Below are 21,056 nucleotides of genomic sequence, written 5' to 3' on the forward strand. Positions count from 1 at the left end.
ATGGGGCAACTCATCACGCGGGAACTCAGGCGGCTGTGGCAGTCGCCCTGGCAGCTCGCCCTGGTCAGCTATCTGCCCTTGCTGGGCACGCTCGCCCTCTGGTGGCTGTTTAGCGCCGGGCTGCCTCGCGCCCTGCCTGTGGCCGTGGTGGATCAGGATCAGAGCCAGCTGAGCCGCATGCTGGTGCGTCAGTTGAGTGCCAACTCGGTGATCAGCCCAGTGAGCTATCAGGATATCGGCCAGGCACAGGCCTCCATGGAGAGGGCCGAGGCCTATGCCATGGTGGTGCTCCCCTTCAAGCTGAATCAGGACCTGATGATAGGGCATCAGCCCAGTATCGATATTCGCTACAACGCCCAGTTTCTGCTGGTGGGCAAGCTGCTCTCCAGCCAGATCCAGCTCAGCCTGGCCGATGGTCTCAAACAGAAGGCGCGGCTGAAGCAGCTGGTATCTGGCGTGCCGCCGGTGCAGGCGGAGATCAACCTGAATCTGATAAAGACCCAGAGTAGCGCACTCTATAACGCCAACAACAACTATGTGGCCTTCCTGGTGCCGCCGATATTGATCGCCCTGGTGCAGATAGTGGCCATGCTGGTGTTTGCCAATGCCCTTACCGAGGAGCTGAGGCGCGAGACCCTGGCCGAGTGGTTTAGCCTAGGCACCTACCGGGTGCTGCTGAGTAAGGTCTTGGTCTATACCCCACTGCTGATGTTGCAGCTGGGGCTTGTCTACGCCTGGCTCTATGGCTATCTGGGATTGCCGATGCGCGGCGGCCTGGGTCAGCTGCTCATCGCCCAGCTGGTGATGCTCCTGGCTGTGTGGCTTATTGTGTTGACCATCTTCGCCCTGCTGCAAGATTCGGCCCGGGTGATCAGCTTTTGCACCGCCTTGTTCGCGCCCTCCTTCGCCTTCATGGGGGTGACTTTCCCCACCCACGAGATGCCGCTTCTGGCGCAGTGGTGGCGACAGATCATGCCCTCGAGCCACTATGTCAATACCCATATCGGCGTCATCGCCTATGGTCAGGAGACTCAGGCATTAGTCTCCCAGCTGTCGAGCTACTGGGGCTTCCTGCTGTTGCTGCCGGTGATCGCCTTGATGCTGGCTAAGATGCGCCGGGAACAGATTGGCGTGCAGCTGGGCCAAACGCAGATAACGGAGGGACAGGGATGAACTTTTTTGCCCTGATGTTTGAAGAGCTTAAGGCTATCGTTACCGACAAGGCGATCGCCATCACCCTGTTTGGCGGGGTGATCTTCTATTCGGTACTCTATCCCTTGCCTTATCTTAACGAGGTGCCGACCCGGCAGCAGATAGTGGTGGTCGATGGCGATCACTCCAGCCTGAGTCGCCTGGTGATCCGACATGCCCAGGCCAGCCCTAAGCTGGAGGTAGTGGCTCAGGTGGATGACCTGACCCAGGCACAGGCCGCCGTCAACTCGGGGCAGGCCCATGGCTATCTGGTGATCCCCGAGGGGTTTCGCCGGGATCTGCTGCGCCAGCGCGGCGTCACTCTGGCCTATGGCGGCGATGCCAACTATTTTCTGGTCTACTCGGCGATCCTCGAGGGGCTGGTGTCTGTGGGGATAGATGCGGGTAAATATATTCAGTTCCAGGGTCTGCTGGCCAGAGGCGAGGCGGCCAAGCAGGTTCAGCGCGAGCTTGAGCCGATTAAGCTCAACAGCGTGCCAGCCTTCAACCCCAGCCTGGGCTATACCTCCTACGTGGTGCCCGGTGTGCTCCTGTTGGTGCTGCATCAGACCCTGCTGATCGGCACTGGCATACTGGGCGCCGATCAGTGGCGGCGTCAGGGGTATTGGCACAGCGTGGGGCTCGGGCAGCTGCTGAGCGCCAGGGTGGCCACCTTCGGCCTCATCTATAGCCTGTTTACCGCCTACTACATAGGCTACTGCCACTACTGGTATCAGGTGGGCGTGCAGGGCAACCTGGGGCTGGTCTGTCTGTTTCTGCTGCCCTTCTTGCTGGCCACTAGCCTGGCGGGTATCGCCTTTAGCAGCCTGTTTGTGCGCCGGGATCTGCCGACCCAGGTGCTACTGCTGATCTCCATGCCCATACTGTTTGTGTCGGGTTTCGTCTGGCCGGTGGAGCTGATCCCTGCGCCGCTGCAGGCCGTGTCTCAGCTGATCCCCGGGGTGGTGACCATCAAGGGGATGTTACAGCTTAATCAGATGGGGGCGGACTGGCAGAGCGTCGCGCCGCTATGGTGGCAGCTGTGGGGCCTGGTGCTCTTCTATCTACTGTTGGCCTATCTCGGGCTGCGACTCAGACTCGAGACAAGAAAAAGCCCGCACTAGTGGCGGGCTGTTTCATCTTTCGTTTTTGGCTGGTGGCTATTCGCCGGTCTCGGCGCGCAGGTACTTCACCAGCTCGGCCGCTGACTTAGAGGCCGTCTCAGGCTGTTTAGCCAGCTCCTTGTTGGCCTGTCTCACCAGCTGACGCAGCTTCTGGCGCTCAAGGCCGGGATGCTGCTCGAGCAGAGTCTGAATCGCCTCATCACCACCTGTCAGCAGATGATCTTTCTGCTTCTCCGCGACGTTCTGCTTAGAGCTTTCGTTGCGGTTCTGGTTAAGCACGTTCTTCAGGTTTTCCTGCAGTTCGTCGATATCGACGCTGCGCATCAGTTTACCCACATAGTGCAGCTGGCGACGGTGAGCCTCGCTGTTGATACGGATAGTCTTGGCCTTCAAGATGTTGTCGTGTAGCAGCTCATCCAGCTCAAGCTTCTTCAGCTGACTCTTGCTGAGGGAGACCAGTTTCTTACCTAGCTCTTGGTAAATGGCAATTTCGCGCTTTATATCGGCTCTGCTGACGTAATCATCGTCATGATCGAAGGGCTGTTTAAAGTGTTCTGAGTCGCCAACAATATTCATCATTAAAAAATCTCTGGGGTCCAAGCCATAACTCCCCTAATCATAACATTTCCGGCCAATATCGCCTACGAAACGACTCAGTTATTTAATGTGAAAGCCCGACGGGTTTGCTATGCTACGGCCACGATTGATAACAAAAGAGTAGATCTGTGGCTTCTCCAAGCATCGAAACCGAATTGAATTCATTGAAAGACGCCGTGTCTATGGCATTGGAATATGCCGCCAAGTTGGGCACCTCGGGGGCCGAAGTGGCCATCAGCAAGCAACAGGGACTCTCTGTCTCGACGCGCTTGAAAGAGGTTGAGACCGTTGAGTTTAATAAAGATGGTGCGCTGGGGATCACCCTGTTTCGAGATGGCTGCAAGGGGAGCTCGTCGACCTCAGATCTGAGCCCTGAGGCGATTCGCCGCGCCGTGAAGGCCGCCGACGATATCGCTCGCTTCACCTCGGAAGACCCATTCAACGGCCTGGCCGATGCCGAGCTGATGGCTAAGCAGATCGACGATCTCGAACTCTACTATCCCCACGAGACTACGCCCGCAGAGCTCGAAGCCCTAGCGGCCCGCGCCGAAACTGCGGCCCTAGATGCCGATGCCCGCATTAAAAACTCCGACGGTGCCAGCGCCAACGCCCATACGGGTGCCAAGGTGTATGGTAACAGCCATGGTTTCCTCAACGGTTACGTCAGCTCACGCTACAGCCTGAGCTGTGTGGTGATCGGCGAGCAAGATGGCCATATGCAGCGTGACTACGACTATACCGTCGCCCGCCGATTCGATGACCTGTGGACGCCTGAGGCCGTGGGCCAGCAGGCAGCCAAGAAGACCTTGAGTCGTCTGGGCGCGCGTAAGATTGCCACCACTAAGCTGCCGATTCTGTTCGCACCCGATGTGGCCACCGGCCTCATGGGCCACCTGGTAGGCGCCATCAGCGGCAGTAGCCTGTATCGCAAGTCGAGCTTTTTGCTCGATGCCATAGACACCCAGATCTTCCCCGAGTGGTTCACCATCGCCGAGCAGCCGCACCTTAAGGGGGCACTGGCCAGTGCCTGGTATGACAGCGAAGGGGTGGCGACAGTCGATCGCAACATCATCGACAGCGGCATACTCTCGACTTACCTGCTGACCAGTTATTCGGCGCGCAAGTTAGGGCTGACTAACACAGGCCATGCCGGTGGCATCTATAACTGGACGTTGTCCCATACCGGACAGACCTTCGATGAGCTGGTGAAGCAGATGGGCACAGGCCTTATCGTCACCGAGGTGATGGGTCAGGGCGTGAATGGCGTGACCGGCGACTATTCTCGCGGCGCCGCCGGATTCTATGTGGAGAATGGCGAGATCCTCTATCCGGTGGAAGAGATCACCATTGCCGGCAATCTCAAGGAGATGTATCGCAACATGGTGGCCGTAGGTAAGGAGCAGGACCTGCGCTCCTCTATCCGCACCGGCGCCATTTTGCTCGACGAGATGAAGATAGCCGGTAACTAATCCTAGGGCCTGATTAGCCTGAAATTTTTAGCGACCTTAAAGCGAGCCCGATGGCTCGCTTTTTTGTGCGTTAAACTAATCTGCCAGGGCAAAAATGTGGCAGTCACGACTTGTATATATGGATAACCATATATATGCTTAGCCATATATTTATTTGAGGAGCTGTTGATGGCTGTTGCAATCTTTAAAGCCCTGTCCGATGAGACCCGTCTGCTGAGCCTGCTGCTGATCCAGGCCGAGGGCGAGCTGTGTGTGTGCGAGTTGATGGTGGCGCTGGACGAGAGTCAGCCAAAGGTCTCGCGTCATCTGGCGCAGCTGCGCAAGGCGGAGCTGCTGAGCGATCGCCGCCAGGGTCAGTGGGTATTCTACCGCATCAATCCTGAGCTGCCGGACTGGGCGGGCGAGGTGATCCAAAAGACGCTGGCGGGCAACCCTCAGCTGTTGAGTCAGGCCCAGGCCAGGTTGGCCGAGATGGGTCAGCGCCCCGAGCGGGTGCAAGTCTGCTGTAAGGGATAAAGCCATGGGATTATTTGAGCGTTATCTGAGTGTCTGGGTGGGGCTGGCCATAGTCGCCGGCGTCGGCCTAGGTTATCTGCTGCCGCAGCAGTTTGCCCTGATCGCCTCGTTCGAGTACGCCAGCGTCAATCTGCTGATCGCTGTGCTGATCTGGGTGATGATCTATCCCATGATGGTGCAGATCGACTTCTCGGCGGTAAAGGATGTGGGCAAGCGCCCTAAGGGGCTGCTGCTGACCTTGGTGGTGAACTGGCTGATCAAGCCTTTTACCATGGCGCTGCTGGGCTGGCTCTTCTTTCGTGTACTGTTTGCCTCCTGGGTAGACCCCCAGACCGCCAGCGAGTATATCGCCGGCATGATCTTACTGGGCGTCGCGCCCTGTACCGCCATGGTGTTTGTCTGGAGTCAGCTCACCAGGGGTAACCCTAACTACACCTTAGTACAGGTGTCGGTGAACGACATCATCATGGTGTTCGCCTTCGCCCCCATCTGCGCCTTCCTGCTTGGGGTGAGTGATATTCAGGTGCCCTGGCAGACCCTGCTGATCTCTGTAGTGCTCTACGTGGTACTGCCCCTGGTGGCGGGTATTGCGACGCGCAAGGTATTGAATAAAAAGGGTCATACCTCGGGTGTCGAGGCCTTCGTCGCCCGCCTCAAGCCCTGGTCTATCCTGGGCCTGCTGGCGACCGTGGTGCTGCTGTTTGGCCTGCAGGCCAACACCATTTTGGCTCAGCCGCAAAACATCTTGCTGATTGCCATCCCCTTGCTGCTGCAGACCTACGGCATCTTCTTCATCGCCTATCTGGCGGCCAAGCGGATGAGGCTGGAGCAGGATGTGGCGGCGCCCGCCTGCATGATAGCCACCTCTAATTTCTTCGAACTGGCGGTGGCCGTGGCCATCTCCCTGTTTGGTCTGCACTCGGGGGCAGCCCTGGCGACCGTGGTCGGTGTGCTGGTGGAGGTGCCTGTGATGCTCTCCCTGGTGGCCTTCGTCAATCGGGACAAAACCAATTACCTGCGCGGTCTGGGCAAGGCCTAGGCGGTTACCGCGAATCTAACGAATAGGACGATAAGATGACAATCAAAGTGGGAATTAACGGCTTTGGCCGCATGGGACGCCTGGCGCTGCGCGCCGCCTGGGAGTGGGACGATATCGAGTTTGTGCAGATAAACGACCCGGCGGGCGATGCCGCCACCCTGGCGCATCTGCTGACCTTCGACTCTATCCACGGTCGATGGAGCCATGATGCCGTCGCCGAGTGCGAGCAGATCATCATAGGTGACAAGCGCATCACCACCAGTGCCAACCGCGCCATCGGCGACACCGACTGGTCGGGCTGTGACCTGGTGATCGAGGCCTCTGGGGTGATGAAGTCTAAGGCGCTGCTGCAGGCCTATCTGGATCAAGGCGTGAAGCGCGTGGTGGTGACCGCACCGGTGAAAGAGGAAGGCGTACTCAACATCGTCATGGGCGTTAACCATCAGCTGTATGACAAGGATAAACATCCTATCGTCACGGCGGCCTCCTGCACCACCAACTGTCTGGCGCCTGTGGTGAAGGTGCTGCATGAGCAGATAGGTATCAAGCACGGCTCCATGACCACCATTCACGACATCACCAATACCCAGACCATTCTCGATGCGCCCCATAAGGATCTGCGCCGGGCCCGCGCCTGCGGTCAGTCGCTGATCCCGACCACCACGGGCTCGGCCACCGCCATCACCCATATCTTCCCCGAGCTGAAAGGCAAGTTAAACGGCCATGCGGTGCGTGTGCCGCTGGCCAACGCCTCCATCACAGACTGTGTGTTCGAGATGCAGCGCCCTGTGACCGAGCAGGAGGTCAACGCCCTGTTTAAGGCGGCCGCCGCAGGTGAGCTGAAAGATATTCTCGGCTACGAGGAGCGCCCGCTGGTCTCTGTGGATTACAAGACAGATCCCCGCTCCAGCATAGTCGATGCCCTGTCGACCATGGTGATCAACGGCACTCAGCTCAAGCTCTATGTCTGGTACGACAACGAGTGGGGCTATGCCAACCGCACCGCCGAGTTGGCGCGTATGGTCGGCCGCATGGATAAGGCCTAAATGATGCTCGCCAGCCTGCGTGCCCTGCCGAGCGAGATGCGTCAGTATCTGCTGGTAACCGGCAACTACTGGGCCTTCACCCTTACCGACGGCGCCCTGCGCATGCTGGTAGTACTGCATTTTCATCAGCTAGGCTACTCGCCGCTGTCCATCGCCATGCTGTTCCTCTTCTACGAGATCTTCGGCGTGGTGACCAACCTGGTGGGCGGCTATCTGGGGGCGCGCCTCGGGCTCAATCGCACCATGAATATCGGTCTCGGGTTGCAGGTGGTGGCCTTGACCATGCTCTTGGTGCCCAGTAGCTGGCTTGTCGTGCCTTGGGTGATGGCGGCCCAGGCGCTATCGGGGATCGCTAAAGATCTCAACAAGATGAGTGCCAAGAGCAGTGTGAAGATGCTGGTGGCCAAGGGGGAAGAGGGCAGGCTGTACAAGTATATCGCCGTGCTGACTGGCTCTAAGAATGCCCTCAAAGGGGCGGGCTTCTTCCTCGGCGGCGCCCTGTTGGCGCTGCTGGGCTTCAAGGGGGCGATCGGTCTGATGGCGGCGCTTCTGGCTATTGTCTGGCTGCTGAGCATCATCAAGCTCAAGCAAGATCTCGGCAAGGCCAAGAACAAGCCTAAGTTTACCGAGCTGTTTTCCAAGAGCCGGGCGATCAACATACTCTCGGCGGCTCGCATGTGCCTGTTTGCCGCCCGCGATGTCTGGTTTGTAGTGGCCCTGCCTGTCTATCTCGCCAGCCAGTTTGGCTGGGATCACTATCAGGTGGGCGGCTTCCTGGCGCTGTGGATCATCGGCTATGGCGCGGTGCAGAGTCTGGCGCCCAGAGTCACGGGCAAGGCCAGTGGCCAGGTGCCCGACGGGCGCAGCGCCATGTGGTGGGCAGGTGCCCTGACGTTAATCCCTGCGCTGATCGCCTATTTGATGAGTGGTGAGTTGGCAGCACAGGTGCCCGAGTTCAATCTTGGTGTGTTGCTGGTTGGCCTGATGCTGTTTGGCGCCGTGTTTGCGGTCAACTCCTCCCTGCACAGTTACCTGATTGTCAGCTATGCCAGCGACGATGGCGTCTCCCTGGATGTGGGCTTCTACTACATGGCCAATGCCATGGGGCGTCTGCTGGGGACGATCCTCTCGGGCTGGGTCTATCAGGCCTATGGGCTGGGGGCTTGCCTGTGGATCTCTACTGGGTTGCTCGGATTGACGGCTGTGATAAGCGTGGGACTGCCTAGGCGCTAGCCTTGGCATGAAGGCCGGGCATTTAGGGGGGCAGACTGAATTTGACTTAGCTTTGTTGAAAGGTATTTGAAAATTTAATCATCTAGTTTATCGATAGCCTGCGGCTCGCTTTTGCGTAGATACAGCTGCTACACGCCGTAAATCCTTCCGTGGAGGCTCGACGATGGCATCCCTGCCATCGACGTCCGCAGCAGCATCTACACTCGTTAATTTACTCTCTTCGATTTGATGGCATTTGAATCATTGTGGGTTCAATACCTGAGGTTGTCGTTTCTCCCCATAGTCCCCTTCAATTCATGGTATTCCGTCTCAGTTTAGCCATCTTAGGCCGAGGGCCGAGAGATAGAGGCCAAGACCGAATATGCTGTGGGTGATCAGGCTGTGTAGTCGTGCCTGGCCCGGGTTGGGCAGACGTGAGGCGGCGATGCCTGCGCCCATACCGGGTTGCATCAGCAAGAAGGGGGCGAGCACAGTGACTAGGCCCACCGCGAGGGCGGGGGTCAGGCTTGGGCTGGTGAACCATTCCGATCCAGCGACGAGCAGCAAGAGGGCGGCAAAGCTGACGCCGATAAGATAGTGGGCCAGCCAACCTATGAGGGTCTCACCCGGGACGGGGGCGGCCTTTGCTATCGCTTGGTGACGAAATTGCCCCTTAGGCATGTGGCCCAGCCAGCGGCCCACCAGATAATAGCTTGGCCGGGGCATACCCAGCAGGGGGTGACGCAGCAGGCCCCAAAAATCCATGATGAGGGTGGCGCCCAGGCCGATGAGGAGGCAGTCGATAAGGGGAGACATATTCATTCCTTTGTTGTGTGAAGCCGTTGATATTGTTAGCTTACAACTTCAAGTCGACTTGAGGTCAAGGGAAGGATATGGATATTTCACAGGTCGCCAAGCGTTCGGGCGTACCGGCGTCGACCCTGCGTTATTACGAAGAGCGGGGGCTGATCCGCTCGCTGGGACGTCATGGCATTCGTCGCCAATTTGGCGTCGAGGTGCTAGAGCGTTTGGCGTTAATCGCCCTTGGCCGCTCGGCGGGATTGTCCCTCGATGAGATTGGCAGCATGCTAGCTACAGGCGGCGATCCCCTCATAGATAGAGAGCTGCTGCTGCGCCGGGCCGACGAGCTGGAGCGCACCATCTTGAGGATGCAGGCGATGCGTGACGGTTTGAGACACGCCGCCAACTGCAACGCGCCCAGTCATATGGAATGCCCCAAGTTTCGCCGTCTGATGAAGGCCGCTGCCGCCGGTGCATTTGACCTGCAGGATAAGCCTTCTCTGCCAAGGCGTTAGCGGCTCGCTTGCGTCTAACGCCCTGAACATCCCTTGCGCCTTATTCTTCGGCGTGAGGCTCGTCGCTTCGGCTAACATCTCTCTTTGTTTCAATTTGTTAACAATCGCTGCTTTCATTTTGAACGCTTTTCGTTGTACTCTGGGATGCAATCAACAGAGCGTGGCGTAGATCACCAAAATAACGATAAAAACGACGAGGTTTGAATGGAAGGTATTACTGAATTTGTCAGTACGATCAACGGGTTCGTATGGGGTACTCCCATGCTCGTGATGATCTTAGGCGTGGGACTCTTTCTCTCCTTTGGCTTGCGGTTGATGCCGATCCTCAAGCTGGGTACCGGCTTTAAGCTGCTCTGGTCCGGACGTATTCCCGACAAGGATAAGCAGATGAAGGGGGAGATCAGCCCCTTCAACGCCCTGATGACCTCGCTGTCGGCCACCATAGGTACGGGTAACATCGCAGGGGTGGCGACCGCCATCTTTATCGGTGGCCCAGGCGCCCTGTTCTGGATGTGGTGTACCGCCCTGGTGGGTATGGCTACTAAGTTTTCCGAGGCCGTGCTGGCGGTGAAATACCGTGAAGTGGATGATAACGGCAACCATATCGGCGGCCCAATGTACTACATCAAGAATGGTCTGGGCAGCAAGTGGGCCTGGCTGGGCACCGCCTTCGCCCTGTTTGGATCCTTTGCCGGTTTCGGTATTGGCAACACGGTACAGGCCAACTCTGTAGCCGATGCCCTTAACAGTAACTTCGGCGTGCCAACCTGGGTGACGGGTCTGGTGCTCATGGTGCTGGTGGGCGCCGTGCTGATGGGCGGTATCAAGCGTATCGCCGATGTGGCGGGTAAGCTGGTGCCCTTGATGACGGTATTCTATATTGCCGCCGGCCTGTCTGTGATAGTGGTTAATGCCGCAGCTATCCCAGATGCTATCGCTCTTATCGTTCACAGCGCCTTCAATCCTGTGGCGGCCCAGGGCGGTTTTGCCGGGGCGGCAGTGTGGGCGGCGGTGCGCTTCGGTGTGGCCCGCGGCGTCTTCTCTAACGAGGCGGGTCTAGGTAGTGCGCCTATTGCCCACGCGGCGGCGCAGACCAACAACCCTGTGGCTCAGGGCCTGGTGGCTATGCTGGGTACCTTCATCGATACCTTGGTGGTGTGTACCATTACCGGTCTGGCGATCGTCGTTTCCGGTGCCTGGACATCGGGTGAGAATGGCGCGGCGCTGACCTCCTACGCCTTCTCTCACGCCCTGCCTATGGGTAACTATATCGTGGCCATCGCCCTCTCTATCTTCGCTTTCACCACCATCCTGGGTTGGAGCGTCTATAGCGAGAAGTGTGTGCAGTACCTGTTTGGTGTGCGCGCGGTAAAACCCTTCAGAGCCATCTGGGTCATTGTTGTTCCCCTAGGGGCCGTCAGCTCGCTCGACTTCATCTGGCTACTGGCCGATACCCTGAACGCCATGATGGCGATACCAAACCTGATCGCCCTGTCGCTGCTCAGCCCTGTGGTCTTCGGCTTGACCCGCGAATACTTCATCAAGAAGCGTCAGCAGGAAGCAGAAGCCAGCAGCTAAGCCGACCTGTGTTTGTTGAATTGAAGAAGCGCCCACAAGGGCGCTTTTTTTTGTACCTCAGTTCTGGAATCAATCGAGGCGCTTATTGAAGCGCAGCGAGGCGACCAAGATACCGACCAGGGTGAAGCCGATAAGCCAGAGGGCATCGAACTGCATGTCGCTCAGGGCGCCGCCCCGCAGCACTATGGCGCGAATGATGCGCATGAAGTGGGTGGCGGGCAGCAGCTCGGCGATCCACTGGGCGGGCTTGGGCATGGCCTCGAAGGGAAACATGAAGCCCGACAACAAGATAGTGGGCAGTATGATGAAGATGGTCATCTGCATCGCCTGCAGCTGGGTCTTGGCGATGGTGGAGATGATAAGCCCCAGGGTAAGGCTGGCGGCGATAAAGAGCAGGGTGCCCATCAGCAGTTGGGCGATGGCGCCATTGATGGGCACATCGAAGATAAGATGCCCAAGGCCGAGGATGATGGTCATCTGCACCAGCCCCACCAGGATATAGGGGACTATCTTACCCAGCATCAACTCTAACGGCTTGATGGGGGTGGTGATCAGCAGCTCCAGGTTGCCACGTTCGCGCTCTCTTACTATGGCCGCCGAGGTAAAGAGTATCATTGTCATGGTGAGGATCACCGCGATCAGCCCTGGCACTATGTTGACCGCCGAGCGCTGCTCTGGGTTGTAGAAGAGGGCGACCTCGAAGGTGGGCAGTCGCTGGCTGTCTTGGCCCGTGATCTGATCCAGCGGCATGTTTCTCAGTTGGCTGATGGCCGAGGCCACCATAGTATCTGAACCGTCGACCACCCATTGCCCCAGCGTTTCGCCGTTGGCCAGTTTCTCGGTAAGGTTGGGGGGCAATATCAGCGCCGCGCGTACCTCGCCACGGGTGATGGCGGCCTCAGCTTCCTCGGCACTGGCGTAGTGCTTCTCTATGCTAACCACCTGAGTCACCTTGACGGCCTCGACGATCCAGCGCCCGGCGGCGGAGTGGCTCTGATCCACCACCACCACAGGCACGTTACGCACATCGGTATTGATGGCGTAGCCAAAAAGCAGCAGCTGGATCAGCGGGATCATCACCACCATACCGAAGGTGATGCGATCCCGCTTAAGCTGGCGGATCTCCTTGGTGGTGATCGATTTTATCCGTCTCAGGCTAGCCAGTAACATCTTCAGCCTCCCGAGAGGTCTTGAGTCCCTTACCGGTGACTGAGACGAAGAGATCTTCCAGGTTGGGCGAGACCAGGCTTAATTGGCTTGGCTTTAGTTGGCTAGCGTTAAATTGATTTGCGCTCAGCGGTTCAGGCGTTGGTTGCCCTGCCATAGTGCGACTCTTCTCCAGCAGCCAAGGGATGGGATCTGCTATCTGCTTATCGACTAGGACTCGCAGACGGTCGCCGAGTTGGGCGGCGGAGGGGATCTCGCTGAACTGGCTCAGGTGTGATTTAAGCTGTCTCAGCCTGTGGCCGGCGATCTCTATGACATGCAGCGGCATCGCCTCGAGGAGTGCCTGAGGATTACCCTTGGCGCGAATGTGGCCGCTTTCCATGATCGCCAGCTGGTGGCAGCGCTGCGCCTCGTCCATGTAGTGGGTGGTGACCAGTATGCTGGTGCCGCGCTCGGAGAGGTCGAACAGCTGCTCCCAGAAGTCGCGCCGGTTCTGGGGATCCACCGCCGAGGTGGGCTCATCGAGAAACAGCAGCTCGGGCTCATTGATGCAGGCGCAGGCCAGCCCCAGGCGCTGCTTCTGCCCGCCGCTGAGGGTCCCCGCTAGCTGCTGGCGCTGGGCGTCGAGATGATAGGTATCGATCAGTTCATCTATCTTGCGTTTGCTCTCCCTGGCACCCAGGCTATAGATGTCGGCGATAAATTGCAGGTTCTCCCTGACGCTCAGGTCTTCGTAGAGGGAGAATTTCTGGGTCATGTAACCGATGCGCCGCCTGAGGGCCTCGGCCTGCTGGGGGATGGCCATGCCGAGCACGGAGATCTCGCCCCGGGTCGGGGTCAGAAGGCCTGTGAGCATGCGTATTGTGGTGGACTTGCCGCAGCCATTGGGGCCGAGAAAGCCGTAGATGTGGCCCTTCTGCACCTGTAGATCCAGCTCGGCCACCGCCAAGAGATCGCCAAATTGCTTATCGACGCCGCGGGCATCTATGGCCAGATCCGCATTTGGTTGCATCAGGGCAGCTCCACCTGGGCGGGGATCCCCGTGGGCAGGCGCTGGGCCGCGTCGTCGAGATCGAATTCCGCCAGATAGACGAGGCGAGACCTGTCCTGCTGATTCAAGGCGTAATAGGGGGTGAAGGCCGGCTCCTTGCTGAGCCAGCGCAGTGTGCCGCTGAAGGGCTGCTCTTGACCGTCGACATGCACCTTGAGCTGTATTCCTATGGTGAGCTTGGCCATGGCGGGGGCGGGAATATAGACCCTAGCATAGGCGGCCTTGTCGGCCTGAATCGCCACTACCACGGCGTTGGCGGGCACCCGCTCCCCCAGGTTAAAAGGCAGGCTGTCGAGGCGGCCGCTGCGGGTCGCCGTGATGCTGAGGTCATCCAGCAGTTGCCGCGCCAGATCCAGCTCGGCCGCGGCGGCATCCAGGGCGGCCTGGGCCTGCTGAATATCTTCCTGGCGCACGCCGACAATAAGCTTGCTCAGGGCCTCATTGGCGGCGCTGTGTTCGGCTATGGTCTGATCCCGGCTGGCAACGGCCTGATCCAGATCTTGCTGACTCACCAGATTTTGCCGCTTGAGCTTGTCTATGCGTCGATAGGTCTTTTCCGCTTGCACCATGGCGGCGGTGGCGCGCTCCAGATTAGCCTGGGCACTGGCGATATCCTCGGGGCGCTCACCATTGGTGAGTCTGAGCAGATAGGCCTGGGCCTTCTGCCACTGGGCCTGGGCGTTGGCGACACGAGCGGTTTGTTTGCGGGTGTCGAACTGTAGCAGCAACTCTCCTTCGGTGACCTGGCTGCCCTCGCGTTTGGGCAGTGCCGTGATGATCTCTGAGGTGGTGGCGCGCAGGAGTACCCGGTCGCGTTCCAGTGTGCCCAAGGCCTGGGGAGGTTCGGCGCCCTGACAGCCGCTAAGCAGCAGGAGCAGCGGGGCGAGAAGGCGTAAGGATTTACTCAGCGTCATGGTGACCTCTTGTAGACAAACCGCTTGGAAGAATTATGACTATCAATAAGTTATGTGCTGAATTTAATCTTACACCAATTTAACCTGGGTAGAAGGGGAATCTTTGAGCCCTGAGTTTGAGTGCTATATCCTTGATGTACTCAAGGCTTATACTCAACGTCGAGAGCAAACGCCTGCATGGAGCCTGGCCCCATGCAGTGGTCGCGCGAAGGAGGCAAAGGAGTCTGGGGTTAGTAGAAATCTCCCCCCATGGCGCGTTTAAGTGCCGCCTCTTCGAGTAACTCTTCTAGGCGACGTTTGACTTCGCGTCTGTGTTGCAGCTCACAGGCGGCCTTAGGGTTTTTGGGTGCTGTGATCGCTTCGATTTCAGCATCGTTCGGAATAACATCGAGTAACTGAGCCATAGTGAAATCCTCGTCAAATAAAGTGCTTGTGCACTCATTTGGTGCCGCTTAGCACTGAGCCGCTTTAACATAAAGTTAACTGAGTCAAAGCGTTAGCTAGTTTAGCGTCCTAAGGCGTGAGCACATTAGCGAGCGCTAATGAGAAAAATAGCAGGGGATTTTCGATTTTTGTTTGATCGAGTTAACACTATTGTATTTGTCGTTGATTTAGACAAAATGTGAGCGAATATACGGGGTGGGTGTTTTTAATCAACTGTTTTTAATTGAAATATTTTTAGAGTAATAGTGAGTTGCCAGCTAATTTAGTGGCAACTCATTTAAATTTAGATCACAAATCGAAACTATAGCTGTAGCCAACGACCACTTTCGGATCGTCACCCTCGAGGTCGGTATCGCTGACCAGGAAGGAGATGGTGCCGAAGTCGGTTTCCTTATCCAGAGACAAAGAGTAGTCGGCATAGTTGTCGGTATCGAACCAGGCGTTGACGACATCACCACTGGAGTAGCCATAGTGGGCCGAGATAGACAGTGTCTCCGACAGTGGGAAGCTGACGCCTGCGTTGATATAGCTGAGATCTTTCTCATCGAAAGGATCCGATGCCACGTCGCTGCCGGCATTGACCACCTTTGAATAGCCGATGCTGAACCACTTCCAGCTCAGGGCCAGGGTGACTTCACCGAAGTCTATGCTCGAATCGCTGTCTGGGTAGGCGTAGTAGAGATAGCTGATGTCATACCCAAAGTCTTCCCCTATGCTGCCGGCATAGCCGCCGTAGAAGTCGATCTCATAGCTGGTGTCGTCGCCGAAATCCACATTAGACGCCCAGGTTCCGAGGTAGAGACCGCTGTCGTGTTCGAAGTCTATGCCGCCTTGAACCGCGGGCGCATCTCCCGTCTGTGTGGCGCCGCGCCACAAGTAGTTGGAGGTTGCGCCTATGTTGCCCGTGACGCTAGCGCTGGCCGGTAGGGCAACCATCAAGGTGCCCGCGAGTAGGCTTAGGGTTCGCAATGCTTGTTTCATACTCATTCCTTCTTATTGGTCTATGGGAGCGGCCCTGCCTGTTGTTATGAGTATTGTCAGGCCGCGTACAAGCTATAGCGAAGAGCGTGCCAAATATTTATCTGTTATTTTTCAGGTGTTTATTTTATTTGCATCAGAAGTAGGCAACGAATTGGTTAAAAATGAGGCAGAGGATGCACTAGGAGGGTGCATAAAAAAACCTCCATGGAGGAGGTTTTTTCGACGGATTAAATACCGATTTAGTTTACGCTGTCTTTTAGCGTCTTACCGGCTTTAAACTTAGGTACTACAGCCGCTGGGATCTGAATTTCTTTGCCCGTCTGTGGGTTGCGGCCTGTACGTGCTGCACGGCTAGTGGTCTCGAAAGAACCAAAACCTACAATAGAGATTTTTTCGCCGTTCTTCATCGCTTCCGCTACCGTTTCTTCGAAAGACTTTAAGGCGCGAGCAGCTTCAGCTTTAGTGAGTTCAGCGCTTTCCGCTATTTTTGCAACAAGTTCAGTTTTATTCATTTGGATAGTCTCTTCTTTCCGTAGATTTAGTAATACCAATTACATTAGATACTTGCAATTGCTGGACTTAACATGCCACAAGCATCCCTATAATGAAAGCGGTTTTATGCGCTCAAAGGGTGCTTTCAGTCAAATTCAGTAAAAATTTAACCCTGTGACAGAGGAAAGCGGTTTGGATTTGACTGAATTGGCACGAAGGCCTGTCAGATAAGAGCTGGGGAGGAGATGGGATGTAAACCTCCCCGATAGAGGGATTAGGCCTTGGTCTGGTCGCTGGTTTGAGCCGCCTGCGGCAGATACTGTTTCAGTCCCTTGGAGAAGGCCATATACCACTGGAAACTCAGTAGAGCGGTGACGACTAGGGCGATGGCCCAGATGGGCAGCTCCTGACCACGCACCACTACCTTAACGTCCTCCGGGGTGATCTGATAGGCGATCACCGCCGTGGCGCCCAGCGCCGTGAAGCCCAGGGTCTGTATGCCAATGTAGATCTTCAGCACCAGGCTTGCCCAGCTGGTGCGGGCGATGAGGCCGATGAGCACAGGGATCACGCCCAGGGTAAAGAGATCTAGGGTCTGGCTGTCCAGGGCGCGCCAACCAGCGAGGATGGCGATAACAATATAGAGGGCGATCAGTAGCAGTATGCTGGGACTTGGTCGGTTCATCTTGGCTCTTGGGTGAATGATTTGCCCCGCAGTGTAGAAAAATGGCGCGATTTAGTCCAACGCTTTGCTTAAATGTCTAATGCTTTACCTAAATGTCTATTGCTTTGGCTAAATTGCAAAGGTCATGCTGCCAGCTGGGCAGGCTTAGGGTAAGATGTGGCCTCTGTTTGGCCTGTCGCTTGATAAAAATGAGTCATGATATGCAGGCCAGGAGTATATATGAAGGTTATCGTTAACCATGAACCGCGTTTGGTATGAGAAGAGCATGAACGAGAATGAATTTTGGCAGTTAGTCACCCGCAGCAAGCCTGAGCAAGATCAGGAGAGCCTGGCGGCGGAGCTTAAGGCGAAGCTGAACGAACTCGACAACCAAGCCTTGGCGGCCTTCGATAAGTTCTTCTCGCAGCAGATGCGCCGATCTTACCTCTGGTCGCTGTGGGGCGCCGCCTACATAGTGACCGGGTGTGACAGCGAATATGGCTTTGCCGAATTTCGCGCCTTTCTGATCTCCCTGGGGCAGGAGTGGTTCGAGCAAATACTGCTTAACCCGGATGCCTTGGCTGAACTGCCCGCCTGGCCGGAAAAGGATGGCTATGCCTATCCCTTCGTGGAGGATTACGATCTGATCGCGGGGCAGATCTATGAAGATCGCACCGGCGAGGAGCTGCCCTTTGTGCCTTCTGGGCAGGCGACGCCTCAGGGCAAGAAGTTTTCGCCCAAGAAAAAACAGCTGAAGGCGACTTACCCTCAGCTGTTTCAGCTATTTCCTTTCTAGCGAGTCCTTACTAAGCCTGTTCTAGTAGCAGACCTGGCTATCGCTATCGAAGGTTAGTTCATGCTCGGCGCAGGCGCCTTCCATAAACTCCTCTTCGGCCTGTTCCAGCTGACTGTCGAGATCGGCCTGGAAACCGTCGAGCGTCTGGTTATCGCTAGCTTCTTGCTGCTGGTCCAGAATCTGGAAGTGTTGTTCTACCGCGGCGCGTTCGCTGTCGCTAAGCTCATTGGCGTTGGCGCCTGAGATAAAGGCGAAACCAAGGATTAGCGAGGCCAATAGGGCGAATCTACCTGAGAATCTTGTATGGGTTAGCTTGCTCATTGTCATAGCTCCTGTCGGTGTCTTAAATTCAATCTGTTGTCGGCATCTGGGGCTGTGTTTGCTGCGGCCCGGGTGCTGCTGCCGTTTCATTGATACCTATGTTAATGGCAATAGCTTGAACAGAAGCTGAATAAAAAACGAACAAATCAAATTGGCTCGCTGAGCGATGAAAGGCGGCTGACTCACTCCTGATTTTGCATGGTCTCGCACTGAAAGCCCTGACGGCTGTTATCGAAGCGACACCTGAGGCCACACTCCCATAAGACATCGCCAAGCTCCTTGGCCTGCTCGGTGGCGAAGGCCTTACAGCTTTGGTAATCCTCGAAGTCGTCGGTTTTCTTGTAGCGCCCCGAGTTGTAGCCATGGGCATAGACGAAGGCCGACCAGGTTTCTGGGGCCTGCTGGGTCTCCTCCTCTAAGGTGATCCAATAGAGGGCGCCGGCCAGCAGCGAAAAGAGGATGACGACGAACAGCAGAGATGATCGATTTTGCATGATTTACCTTAGTAGCCTCACTTGCCCAGTGAGTCTACCCCAGGCTCGAAGCAAATTGATACAAAGGCTGCCAAAAACAGTGGGCTGGGGAGAAAAGGGTTAATTGCGCTTGTCCAATAGGTAAATGATGGCGAAAAGATTCGCCAGGATTTTGCATTAAGCCTATATTCAGGTTAGCTTTTGTACACTCAATGCAGTCGCTAGACTCAGTAGGTGTCCCAAGCTTGGGCGATTAAGGAGGCATAATATGAAGTTTCAATCTCTACTCTTGGTGGGAGCACTGGTGTCACTCAACCTTGCCGCCGAAGAAGCCAAAGAGAATCCAGTCACAGAGGCCGGGGTGGTTAAGATCACCTGGCAAGATACGGATAACTATCGTGACGTGAAGGCGGTGGGCGACATTCAGTCTCGTTATGAGTTGCGTGTGTTCGACACCCTGACCAAGAACCTCAACAAGGCCGCCGAGAAGACGCTTAAGCCTAATCAGAAGCTGGAGTTGGTGGTGACAGATGTGGATCTGGCCGGTGATGTGCGCCCCACCTTTGGCGCGACCCCTAACGATATTCGTCTGATCGAAGATATCTACCCGCCGCGCATGACCTTTAGTTACCAGGTGCTCGACGGTGATAATGTGGTGATCGCCGGTGACGAGAAGCTCAGAGACATGAGCTTCATGCATACCACTGGCGTGATGAACGACAAGCCCCTGAGACACGAGTCTAAGATGCTGAGCGATTGGCTGAAGAAGACGGTGCAGCCCAAACTCTAAGGCTGCTGGGCCTCTTAGGCGAACTTGAGCGGCCGATACATGGCAATTGCCGCGTCATTGGGCGCGGGCGTAAACAGGCTAAAGCCATTCAATGCGGCTTTGGCCTGTTTTTTTGCCGCCGCGCTATAGGCCGACAGCCCCTGCTCGTCGCAAAAGCGAGTCACCTCGGGGGGCAGCAGGCCGACACACAAACTGATCAAGGGGTGTGCCACCCTCTGTCCCTGTCTGTCTTCGGCCATCACGCACTGGGCCAGCCAGTCGTCTGGGCTGTAGAAGGCTTCTCTGTCCTGGTTAAAGTCGAGCAGTAGGCGGCGACACTCATCGACGATCGCCTGGCTTGTGCCTATCACCACAAAATCATCGCCGCCCACATGGCCGACAAAATGCTCGCTACCCAGTTGCTGCTGCAGGCGTAGCGCCAAAGATTGGATCACCTCATCGCCACGGCAGAAGCCATAGATATCGTTGTAGGGCTTGAAGTGGCACAGGTCGAAGTAGGCCAGATAGAAGGCGCGGCCCTGTTGACGCAGACGCTGTAGCTCCTCCTGTATGGGGATGTTGCCGGGAAGACCGCTCAAGGGGTTGGCGTGACGAGCCATCTTGATACGCTGCTCGGTGATCTGTTGCAGCAGATCTTTGGTATGGCCTATTCCTAACAGTTGTTGCTCGCGCATCACCATGAAGTGTTGTGCAACCGTGCCATGTTCTGCGGTCAGGCACTGACTCACCTCGGAGATTGGCATGCAGGCCGGCACTTTCAGCACCTTGTCGTTCATCACCTCTAAAACCGGGCTGTTCTCGTGCAGGGCGCGGCCATAGGGAGTACTGAATAGCTCCATCAACTGTGCCCTGTCGACGACGCCAAGGGGTTTCTGCTCGGCATCGACGATGGCGACCACCTGCAGGTGCGGCGAGCGCACGAAGCGGGCGCTCAGGGCTTTGAGCTTGGTCTCGGGCGTCACACATATTGTGCGGGTCGACAGGCTTTCGGCCGATTCGGCGTAACGGGTCTGTCGCTGCTTGGTCTCCTGGGGCGCCAGTTCGGTCAGTATTTGTGTCGGTTGTGTTTGGGGGCGGCCCAATAGGTAGCCCTGACAATAGACTATGCCTAGCTGAGTCAGTAGCGCCAGCTCCGCAGGTGTCTCTATCCCTTCGGCGATCACCTTACAGCTCAGGCTCTGGCAGAGATCTATGATGGAGCGGACAAACTCCTGCTTCACCGGCGATTGGTCGATTTGGTGGATGAAGTGGCGGTCTATCTTGACATAGTCTGGCGCCAGTTCGGACCAGAGCCTTAACCCTGAATAGCCGGTGCCGAGGTCGTCGATGGCGGTCAGAAACCCCTGGCTGCGGTAGTGGTTGAGACATTCCTTCAGGAGATCGATATCGTCGGCGGGATATTGCTCCGACAGCTCTATTACTATCTGATCCGGCGACAGTCCCAGCTCTTGCACCAGGCTGAGGGTAAGTCCCTTGGCATGGCTGGGTTCCAGCAGGGCCTTGGGGGAGATGTTGATAAACAGCTTGCCCGGTAACTCGCGGGCGTCGAACTGTCTGATGGAATGACGACGGCAGATCTCTTCAAGCTCGGACAGGCGTCCCTCGTGGGCCGCGGTCTGAAACAGGGGCACGGGAGAGAAGAGGGCGCTATGCTCGGGCCCTCGGCTCAGGGCCTCGAAGCCATGTAGCCGCTGGCTGTTGATGTTGAAGATGGGCTGAAACAGCACATGGATTTTCTCATTCTCGATGATCTTATCCAGTTCACTGCTCAGGTCGATTGCTGTCATCTAGGTCCGCCTCGTACGAAAAGTAGGGCGATTCTATGGCCAGGCCATGACAGCAATATGACACTAAAGTATGAGCCTACCCGCTCAT

23 protein-coding genes are annotated in these 21,056 nt (G+C 56.7%); 11 read left to right on the forward strand and 12 right to left on the reverse strand.

Annotated elements, in window-relative coordinates:
• Together K0I63_RS02110 and K0I63_RS02115 are read left to right on the forward strand one after the other, a co-directional pair.
• Positions 1-1,173 (forward strand): ABC transporter permease, encoded by a 1,173-nt coding sequence (locus K0I63_RS02110; RefSeq protein ID WP_220082372.1) that lies wholly within the window; start codon positions 1-3, stop codon positions 1,171-1,173.
• Complete coding sequence (locus tag K0I63_RS02115) at positions 1,170-2,315, forward strand: ABC transporter permease (protein WP_220082373.1); 1,146 nt, start codon at positions 1,170-1,172, stop codon at positions 2,313-2,315. Before K0I63_RS02110 ends, K0I63_RS02115 begins: the two co-directional genes overlap by 4 nt.
• Before the next feature lie 36 nt (positions 2,316-2,351).
• Here K0I63_RS02115 and yjgA read toward each other — a convergent pair whose 3' ends face one another.
• Positions 2,352-2,891, reverse strand: coding sequence for a ribosome biogenesis factor YjgA (gene yjgA, locus K0I63_RS02120; RefSeq protein ID WP_041406308.1), 540 nt, complete (start codon positions 2,889-2,891; stop codon positions 2,352-2,354).
• A 149-nt stretch (positions 2,892-3,040) separates the two neighbouring features.
• Between yjgA and pmbA the strand changes: the two genes are divergently transcribed.
• The 5 genes from pmbA (at position 3,041) to arsJ (ending at position 8,215) form a co-directional block, all read left to right on the forward strand.
• A complete protein-coding gene (gene pmbA / locus K0I63_RS02125) occupies positions 3,041-4,381 on the forward strand; it encodes a metalloprotease PmbA (protein ID WP_220044053.1) in 1,341 nt (446 codons plus the stop codon).
• A 165-nt stretch (positions 4,382-4,546) separates the two neighbouring features.
• The gene (locus tag K0I63_RS02130) at positions 4,547-4,897 is read left to right on the forward strand and encodes a metalloregulator ArsR/SmtB family transcription factor (RefSeq protein ID WP_434086785.1); all 351 of its coding nucleotides are present in this window, start codon (positions 4,547-4,549) and stop codon (positions 4,895-4,897) included.
• A gap of 4 nt (positions 4,898-4,901) precedes the next feature.
• Positions 4,902-5,936, forward strand: coding sequence for an ACR3 family arsenite efflux transporter (arsB, locus tag K0I63_RS02135; protein WP_220082374.1), 1,035 nt, complete (start codon positions 4,902-4,904; stop codon positions 5,934-5,936).
• A gap of 35 nt (positions 5,937-5,971) precedes the next feature.
• Positions 5,972-6,982 carry an ArsJ-associated glyceraldehyde-3-phosphate dehydrogenase gene (locus K0I63_RS02140; RefSeq protein WP_220082375.1) on the forward strand — a complete coding sequence of 337 codons (1,011 nt, stop codon included), beginning with the start codon at positions 5,972-5,974 and terminating at the stop codon, positions 6,980-6,982.
• 3 nt (positions 6,983-6,985) lie between these two features.
• A complete protein-coding gene (gene arsJ / locus K0I63_RS02145) occupies positions 6,986-8,215 on the forward strand; it encodes an organoarsenical effux MFS transporter ArsJ (RefSeq protein ID WP_220083358.1) in 1,230 nt (409 codons plus the stop codon).
• A gap of 309 nt (positions 8,216-8,524) precedes the next feature.
• Here the strand turns inward: arsJ and K0I63_RS02150 are convergent, their stop codons facing one another.
• The gene (locus K0I63_RS02150) at positions 8,525-9,010 is read right to left on the reverse strand and encodes a DUF2938 domain-containing protein (protein ID WP_220082376.1); all 486 of its coding nucleotides are present in this window, start codon (positions 9,008-9,010) and stop codon (positions 8,525-8,527) included.
• 77 nt (positions 9,011-9,087) lie between these two features.
• Here K0I63_RS02150 and K0I63_RS02155 point away from each other — a divergent pair, with 77 nt between their 5' ends.
• Positions 9,088-9,510 (forward strand): helix-turn-helix domain-containing protein, encoded by a 423-nt coding sequence (locus tag K0I63_RS02155; protein ID WP_220082377.1) that lies wholly within the window; start codon positions 9,088-9,090, stop codon positions 9,508-9,510.
• 204 nt (positions 9,511-9,714) lie between these two features.
• Complete coding sequence (locus K0I63_RS02160) at positions 9,715-11,088, forward strand: alanine/glycine:cation symporter family protein (protein ID WP_011864230.1); 1,374 nt, start codon at positions 9,715-9,717, stop codon at positions 11,086-11,088.
• A gap of 69 nt (positions 11,089-11,157) precedes the next feature.
• On the opposite strand, the gene K0I63_RS02165 is transcribed toward K0I63_RS02160, so the two are convergent.
• The 7 genes from K0I63_RS02165 to K0I63_RS02195 form a co-directional block, all read right to left on the reverse strand.
• Positions 11,158-12,258, reverse strand: a complete 1,101-nt coding sequence (locus tag K0I63_RS02165; protein ID WP_220079741.1) for an ABC transporter permease — start codon at positions 12,256-12,258, stop codon at positions 11,158-11,160.
• Complete coding sequence (locus K0I63_RS02170; RefSeq protein ID WP_220082378.1) at positions 12,245-13,267, reverse strand: ABC transporter ATP-binding protein; 1,023 nt, start codon at positions 13,265-13,267, stop codon at positions 12,245-12,247. Before K0I63_RS02170 ends, K0I63_RS02165 begins: the two co-directional genes overlap by 14 nt.
• On the reverse strand, positions 13,267-14,220 hold the full coding sequence (locus tag K0I63_RS02175; protein ID WP_220082379.1) for an HlyD family secretion protein: 954 nt from the start codon (positions 14,218-14,220) through the stop codon (positions 13,267-13,269). Before K0I63_RS02175 ends, K0I63_RS02170 begins: the two co-directional genes overlap by 1 nt.
• Positions 14,221-14,450: 230 nt before the next feature.
• On the reverse strand, positions 14,451-14,624 hold the full coding sequence (locus tag K0I63_RS02180) for a hypothetical protein (protein ID WP_011864234.1): 174 nt from the start codon (positions 14,622-14,624) through the stop codon (positions 14,451-14,453).
• A gap of 328 nt (positions 14,625-14,952) precedes the next feature.
• The gene (locus K0I63_RS02185; protein ID WP_220044063.1) at positions 14,953-15,645 is read right to left on the reverse strand and encodes a TorF family putative porin; all 693 of its coding nucleotides are present in this window, start codon (positions 15,643-15,645) and stop codon (positions 14,953-14,955) included.
• A 239-nt stretch (positions 15,646-15,884) separates the two neighbouring features.
• Positions 15,885-16,157 (reverse strand): HU family DNA-binding protein, encoded by a 273-nt coding sequence (locus K0I63_RS02190; protein ID WP_011864236.1) that lies wholly within the window; start codon positions 16,155-16,157, stop codon positions 15,885-15,887.
• Positions 16,158-16,411: 254 nt separating this feature from the next.
• On the reverse strand, positions 16,412-16,822 hold the full coding sequence (locus K0I63_RS02195; RefSeq protein WP_011864237.1) for a hypothetical protein: 411 nt from the start codon (positions 16,820-16,822) through the stop codon (positions 16,412-16,414).
• A 265-nt stretch (positions 16,823-17,087) separates the two neighbouring features.
• Here K0I63_RS02195 and K0I63_RS02200 point away from each other — a divergent pair, with 265 nt between their 5' ends.
• Positions 17,088-17,597, forward strand: coding sequence for a DUF4240 domain-containing protein (locus K0I63_RS02200; protein WP_220082380.1), 510 nt, complete (start codon positions 17,088-17,090; stop codon positions 17,595-17,597).
• Positions 17,598-17,618: 21 nt separating this feature from the next.
• Here K0I63_RS02200 and K0I63_RS02205 read toward each other — a convergent pair whose 3' ends face one another.
• Both K0I63_RS02205 and K0I63_RS02210 read right to left on the reverse strand, forming a co-directional pair.
• Positions 17,619-17,918 (reverse strand): hypothetical protein, encoded by a 300-nt coding sequence (locus K0I63_RS02205; RefSeq protein WP_220082381.1) that lies wholly within the window; start codon positions 17,916-17,918, stop codon positions 17,619-17,621.
• A gap of 182 nt (positions 17,919-18,100) precedes the next feature.
• On the reverse strand, positions 18,101-18,412 hold the full coding sequence (locus tag K0I63_RS02210) for a hypothetical protein (RefSeq protein WP_220072932.1): 312 nt from the start codon (positions 18,410-18,412) through the stop codon (positions 18,101-18,103).
• A gap of 247 nt (positions 18,413-18,659) precedes the next feature.
• Between K0I63_RS02210 and K0I63_RS02215 the strand changes: the two genes are divergently transcribed.
• Positions 18,660-19,181: a DUF3016 domain-containing protein gene (locus K0I63_RS02215; protein ID WP_220082382.1), complete on the forward strand. Its 522-nt coding sequence runs from the start codon at positions 18,660-18,662 to the stop codon at positions 19,179-19,181.
• A 14-nt stretch (positions 19,182-19,195) separates the two neighbouring features.
• Here K0I63_RS02215 and K0I63_RS02220 read toward each other — a convergent pair whose 3' ends face one another.
• Positions 19,196-20,968, reverse strand: a complete 1,773-nt coding sequence (locus K0I63_RS02220) for a bifunctional diguanylate cyclase/phosphodiesterase (RefSeq protein WP_220082383.1) — start codon at positions 20,966-20,968, stop codon at positions 19,196-19,198.
• Positions 20,969-21,056 lie beyond the last annotated feature (88 nt).

It is taken from the genome of Shewanella rhizosphaerae (assembly GCF_019457655.1).
GTDB classification, from domain to species: domain Bacteria; phylum Pseudomonadota; class Gammaproteobacteria; order Enterobacterales; family Shewanellaceae; genus Shewanella; species Shewanella loihica.

Excerpts from the sequence above, each read along its gene's own strand:
- K0I63_RS02110 (WP_220082372.1), top strand. The coding sequence starts at position 1 with ATGGGGCAACTCATCACGCGGGAACTCAGGCGGCTGTGGCAGTCGCCC.
- K0I63_RS02115 (WP_220082373.1), top strand. The coding sequence starts at position 1,170 with ATGAACTTTTTTGCCCTGATGTTTGAAGAGCTTAAGGCTATCGTTACC.
- yjgA (WP_041406308.1), bottom strand. The coding sequence starts at position 2,891 with ATGAATATTGTTGGCGACTCAGAACACTTTAAACAGCCCTTCGATCAT.
- arsB (WP_220082374.1), top strand. The coding sequence starts at position 4,902 with ATGGGATTATTTGAGCGTTATCTGAGTGTCTGGGTGGGGCTGGCCATA.
- K0I63_RS02140 (WP_220082375.1), top strand. The coding sequence starts at position 5,972 with ATGACAATCAAAGTGGGAATTAACGGCTTTGGCCGCATGGGACGCCTG.
- arsJ (WP_220083358.1), top strand. The coding sequence starts at position 6,986 with ATGCTCGCCAGCCTGCGTGCCCTGCCGAGCGAGATGCGTCAGTATCTG.
- K0I63_RS02150 (WP_220082376.1), bottom strand. The coding sequence starts at position 9,010 with ATGTCTCCCCTTATCGACTGCCTCCTCATCGGCCTGGGCGCCACCCTC.
- K0I63_RS02155 (WP_220082377.1), top strand. The coding sequence starts at position 9,088 with ATGGATATTTCACAGGTCGCCAAGCGTTCGGGCGTACCGGCGTCGACC.
- K0I63_RS02160 (WP_011864230.1), top strand. The coding sequence starts at position 9,715 with ATGGAAGGTATTACTGAATTTGTCAGTACGATCAACGGGTTCGTATGG.
- K0I63_RS02165 (WP_220079741.1), bottom strand. The coding sequence starts at position 12,258 with ATGTTACTGGCTAGCCTGAGACGGATAAAATCGATCACCACCAAGGAG.
- K0I63_RS02170 (WP_220082378.1), bottom strand. The coding sequence starts at position 13,267 with ATGCAACCAAATGCGGATCTGGCCATAGATGCCCGCGGCGTCGATAAG.
- K0I63_RS02175 (WP_220082379.1), bottom strand. The coding sequence starts at position 14,220 with ATGACGCTGAGTAAATCCTTACGCCTTCTCGCCCCGCTGCTCCTGCTG.
- K0I63_RS02180 (WP_011864234.1), bottom strand. The coding sequence starts at position 14,624 with ATGGCTCAGTTACTCGATGTTATTCCGAACGATGCTGAAATCGAAGCG.
- K0I63_RS02185 (WP_220044063.1), bottom strand. The coding sequence starts at position 15,645 with ATGAAACAAGCATTGCGAACCCTAAGCCTACTCGCGGGCACCTTGATG.
- K0I63_RS02190 (WP_011864236.1), bottom strand. The coding sequence starts at position 16,157 with ATGAATAAAACTGAACTTGTTGCAAAAATAGCGGAAAGCGCTGAACTC.
- K0I63_RS02195 (WP_011864237.1), bottom strand. The coding sequence starts at position 16,822 with ATGAACCGACCAAGTCCCAGCATACTGCTACTGATCGCCCTCTATATT.
- K0I63_RS02200 (WP_220082380.1), top strand. The coding sequence starts at position 17,088 with ATGAACGAGAATGAATTTTGGCAGTTAGTCACCCGCAGCAAGCCTGAG.
- K0I63_RS02205 (WP_220082381.1), bottom strand. The coding sequence starts at position 17,918 with ATGAGCAAGCTAACCCATACAAGATTCTCAGGTAGATTCGCCCTATTG.
- K0I63_RS02210 (WP_220072932.1), bottom strand. The coding sequence starts at position 18,412 with ATGCAAAATCGATCATCTCTGCTGTTCGTCGTCATCCTCTTTTCGCTG.
- K0I63_RS02215 (WP_220082382.1), top strand. The coding sequence starts at position 18,660 with ATGAAGTTTCAATCTCTACTCTTGGTGGGAGCACTGGTGTCACTCAAC.
- K0I63_RS02220 (WP_220082383.1), bottom strand. The coding sequence starts at position 20,968 with ATGACAGCAATCGACCTGAGCAGTGAACTGGATAAGATCATCGAGAAT.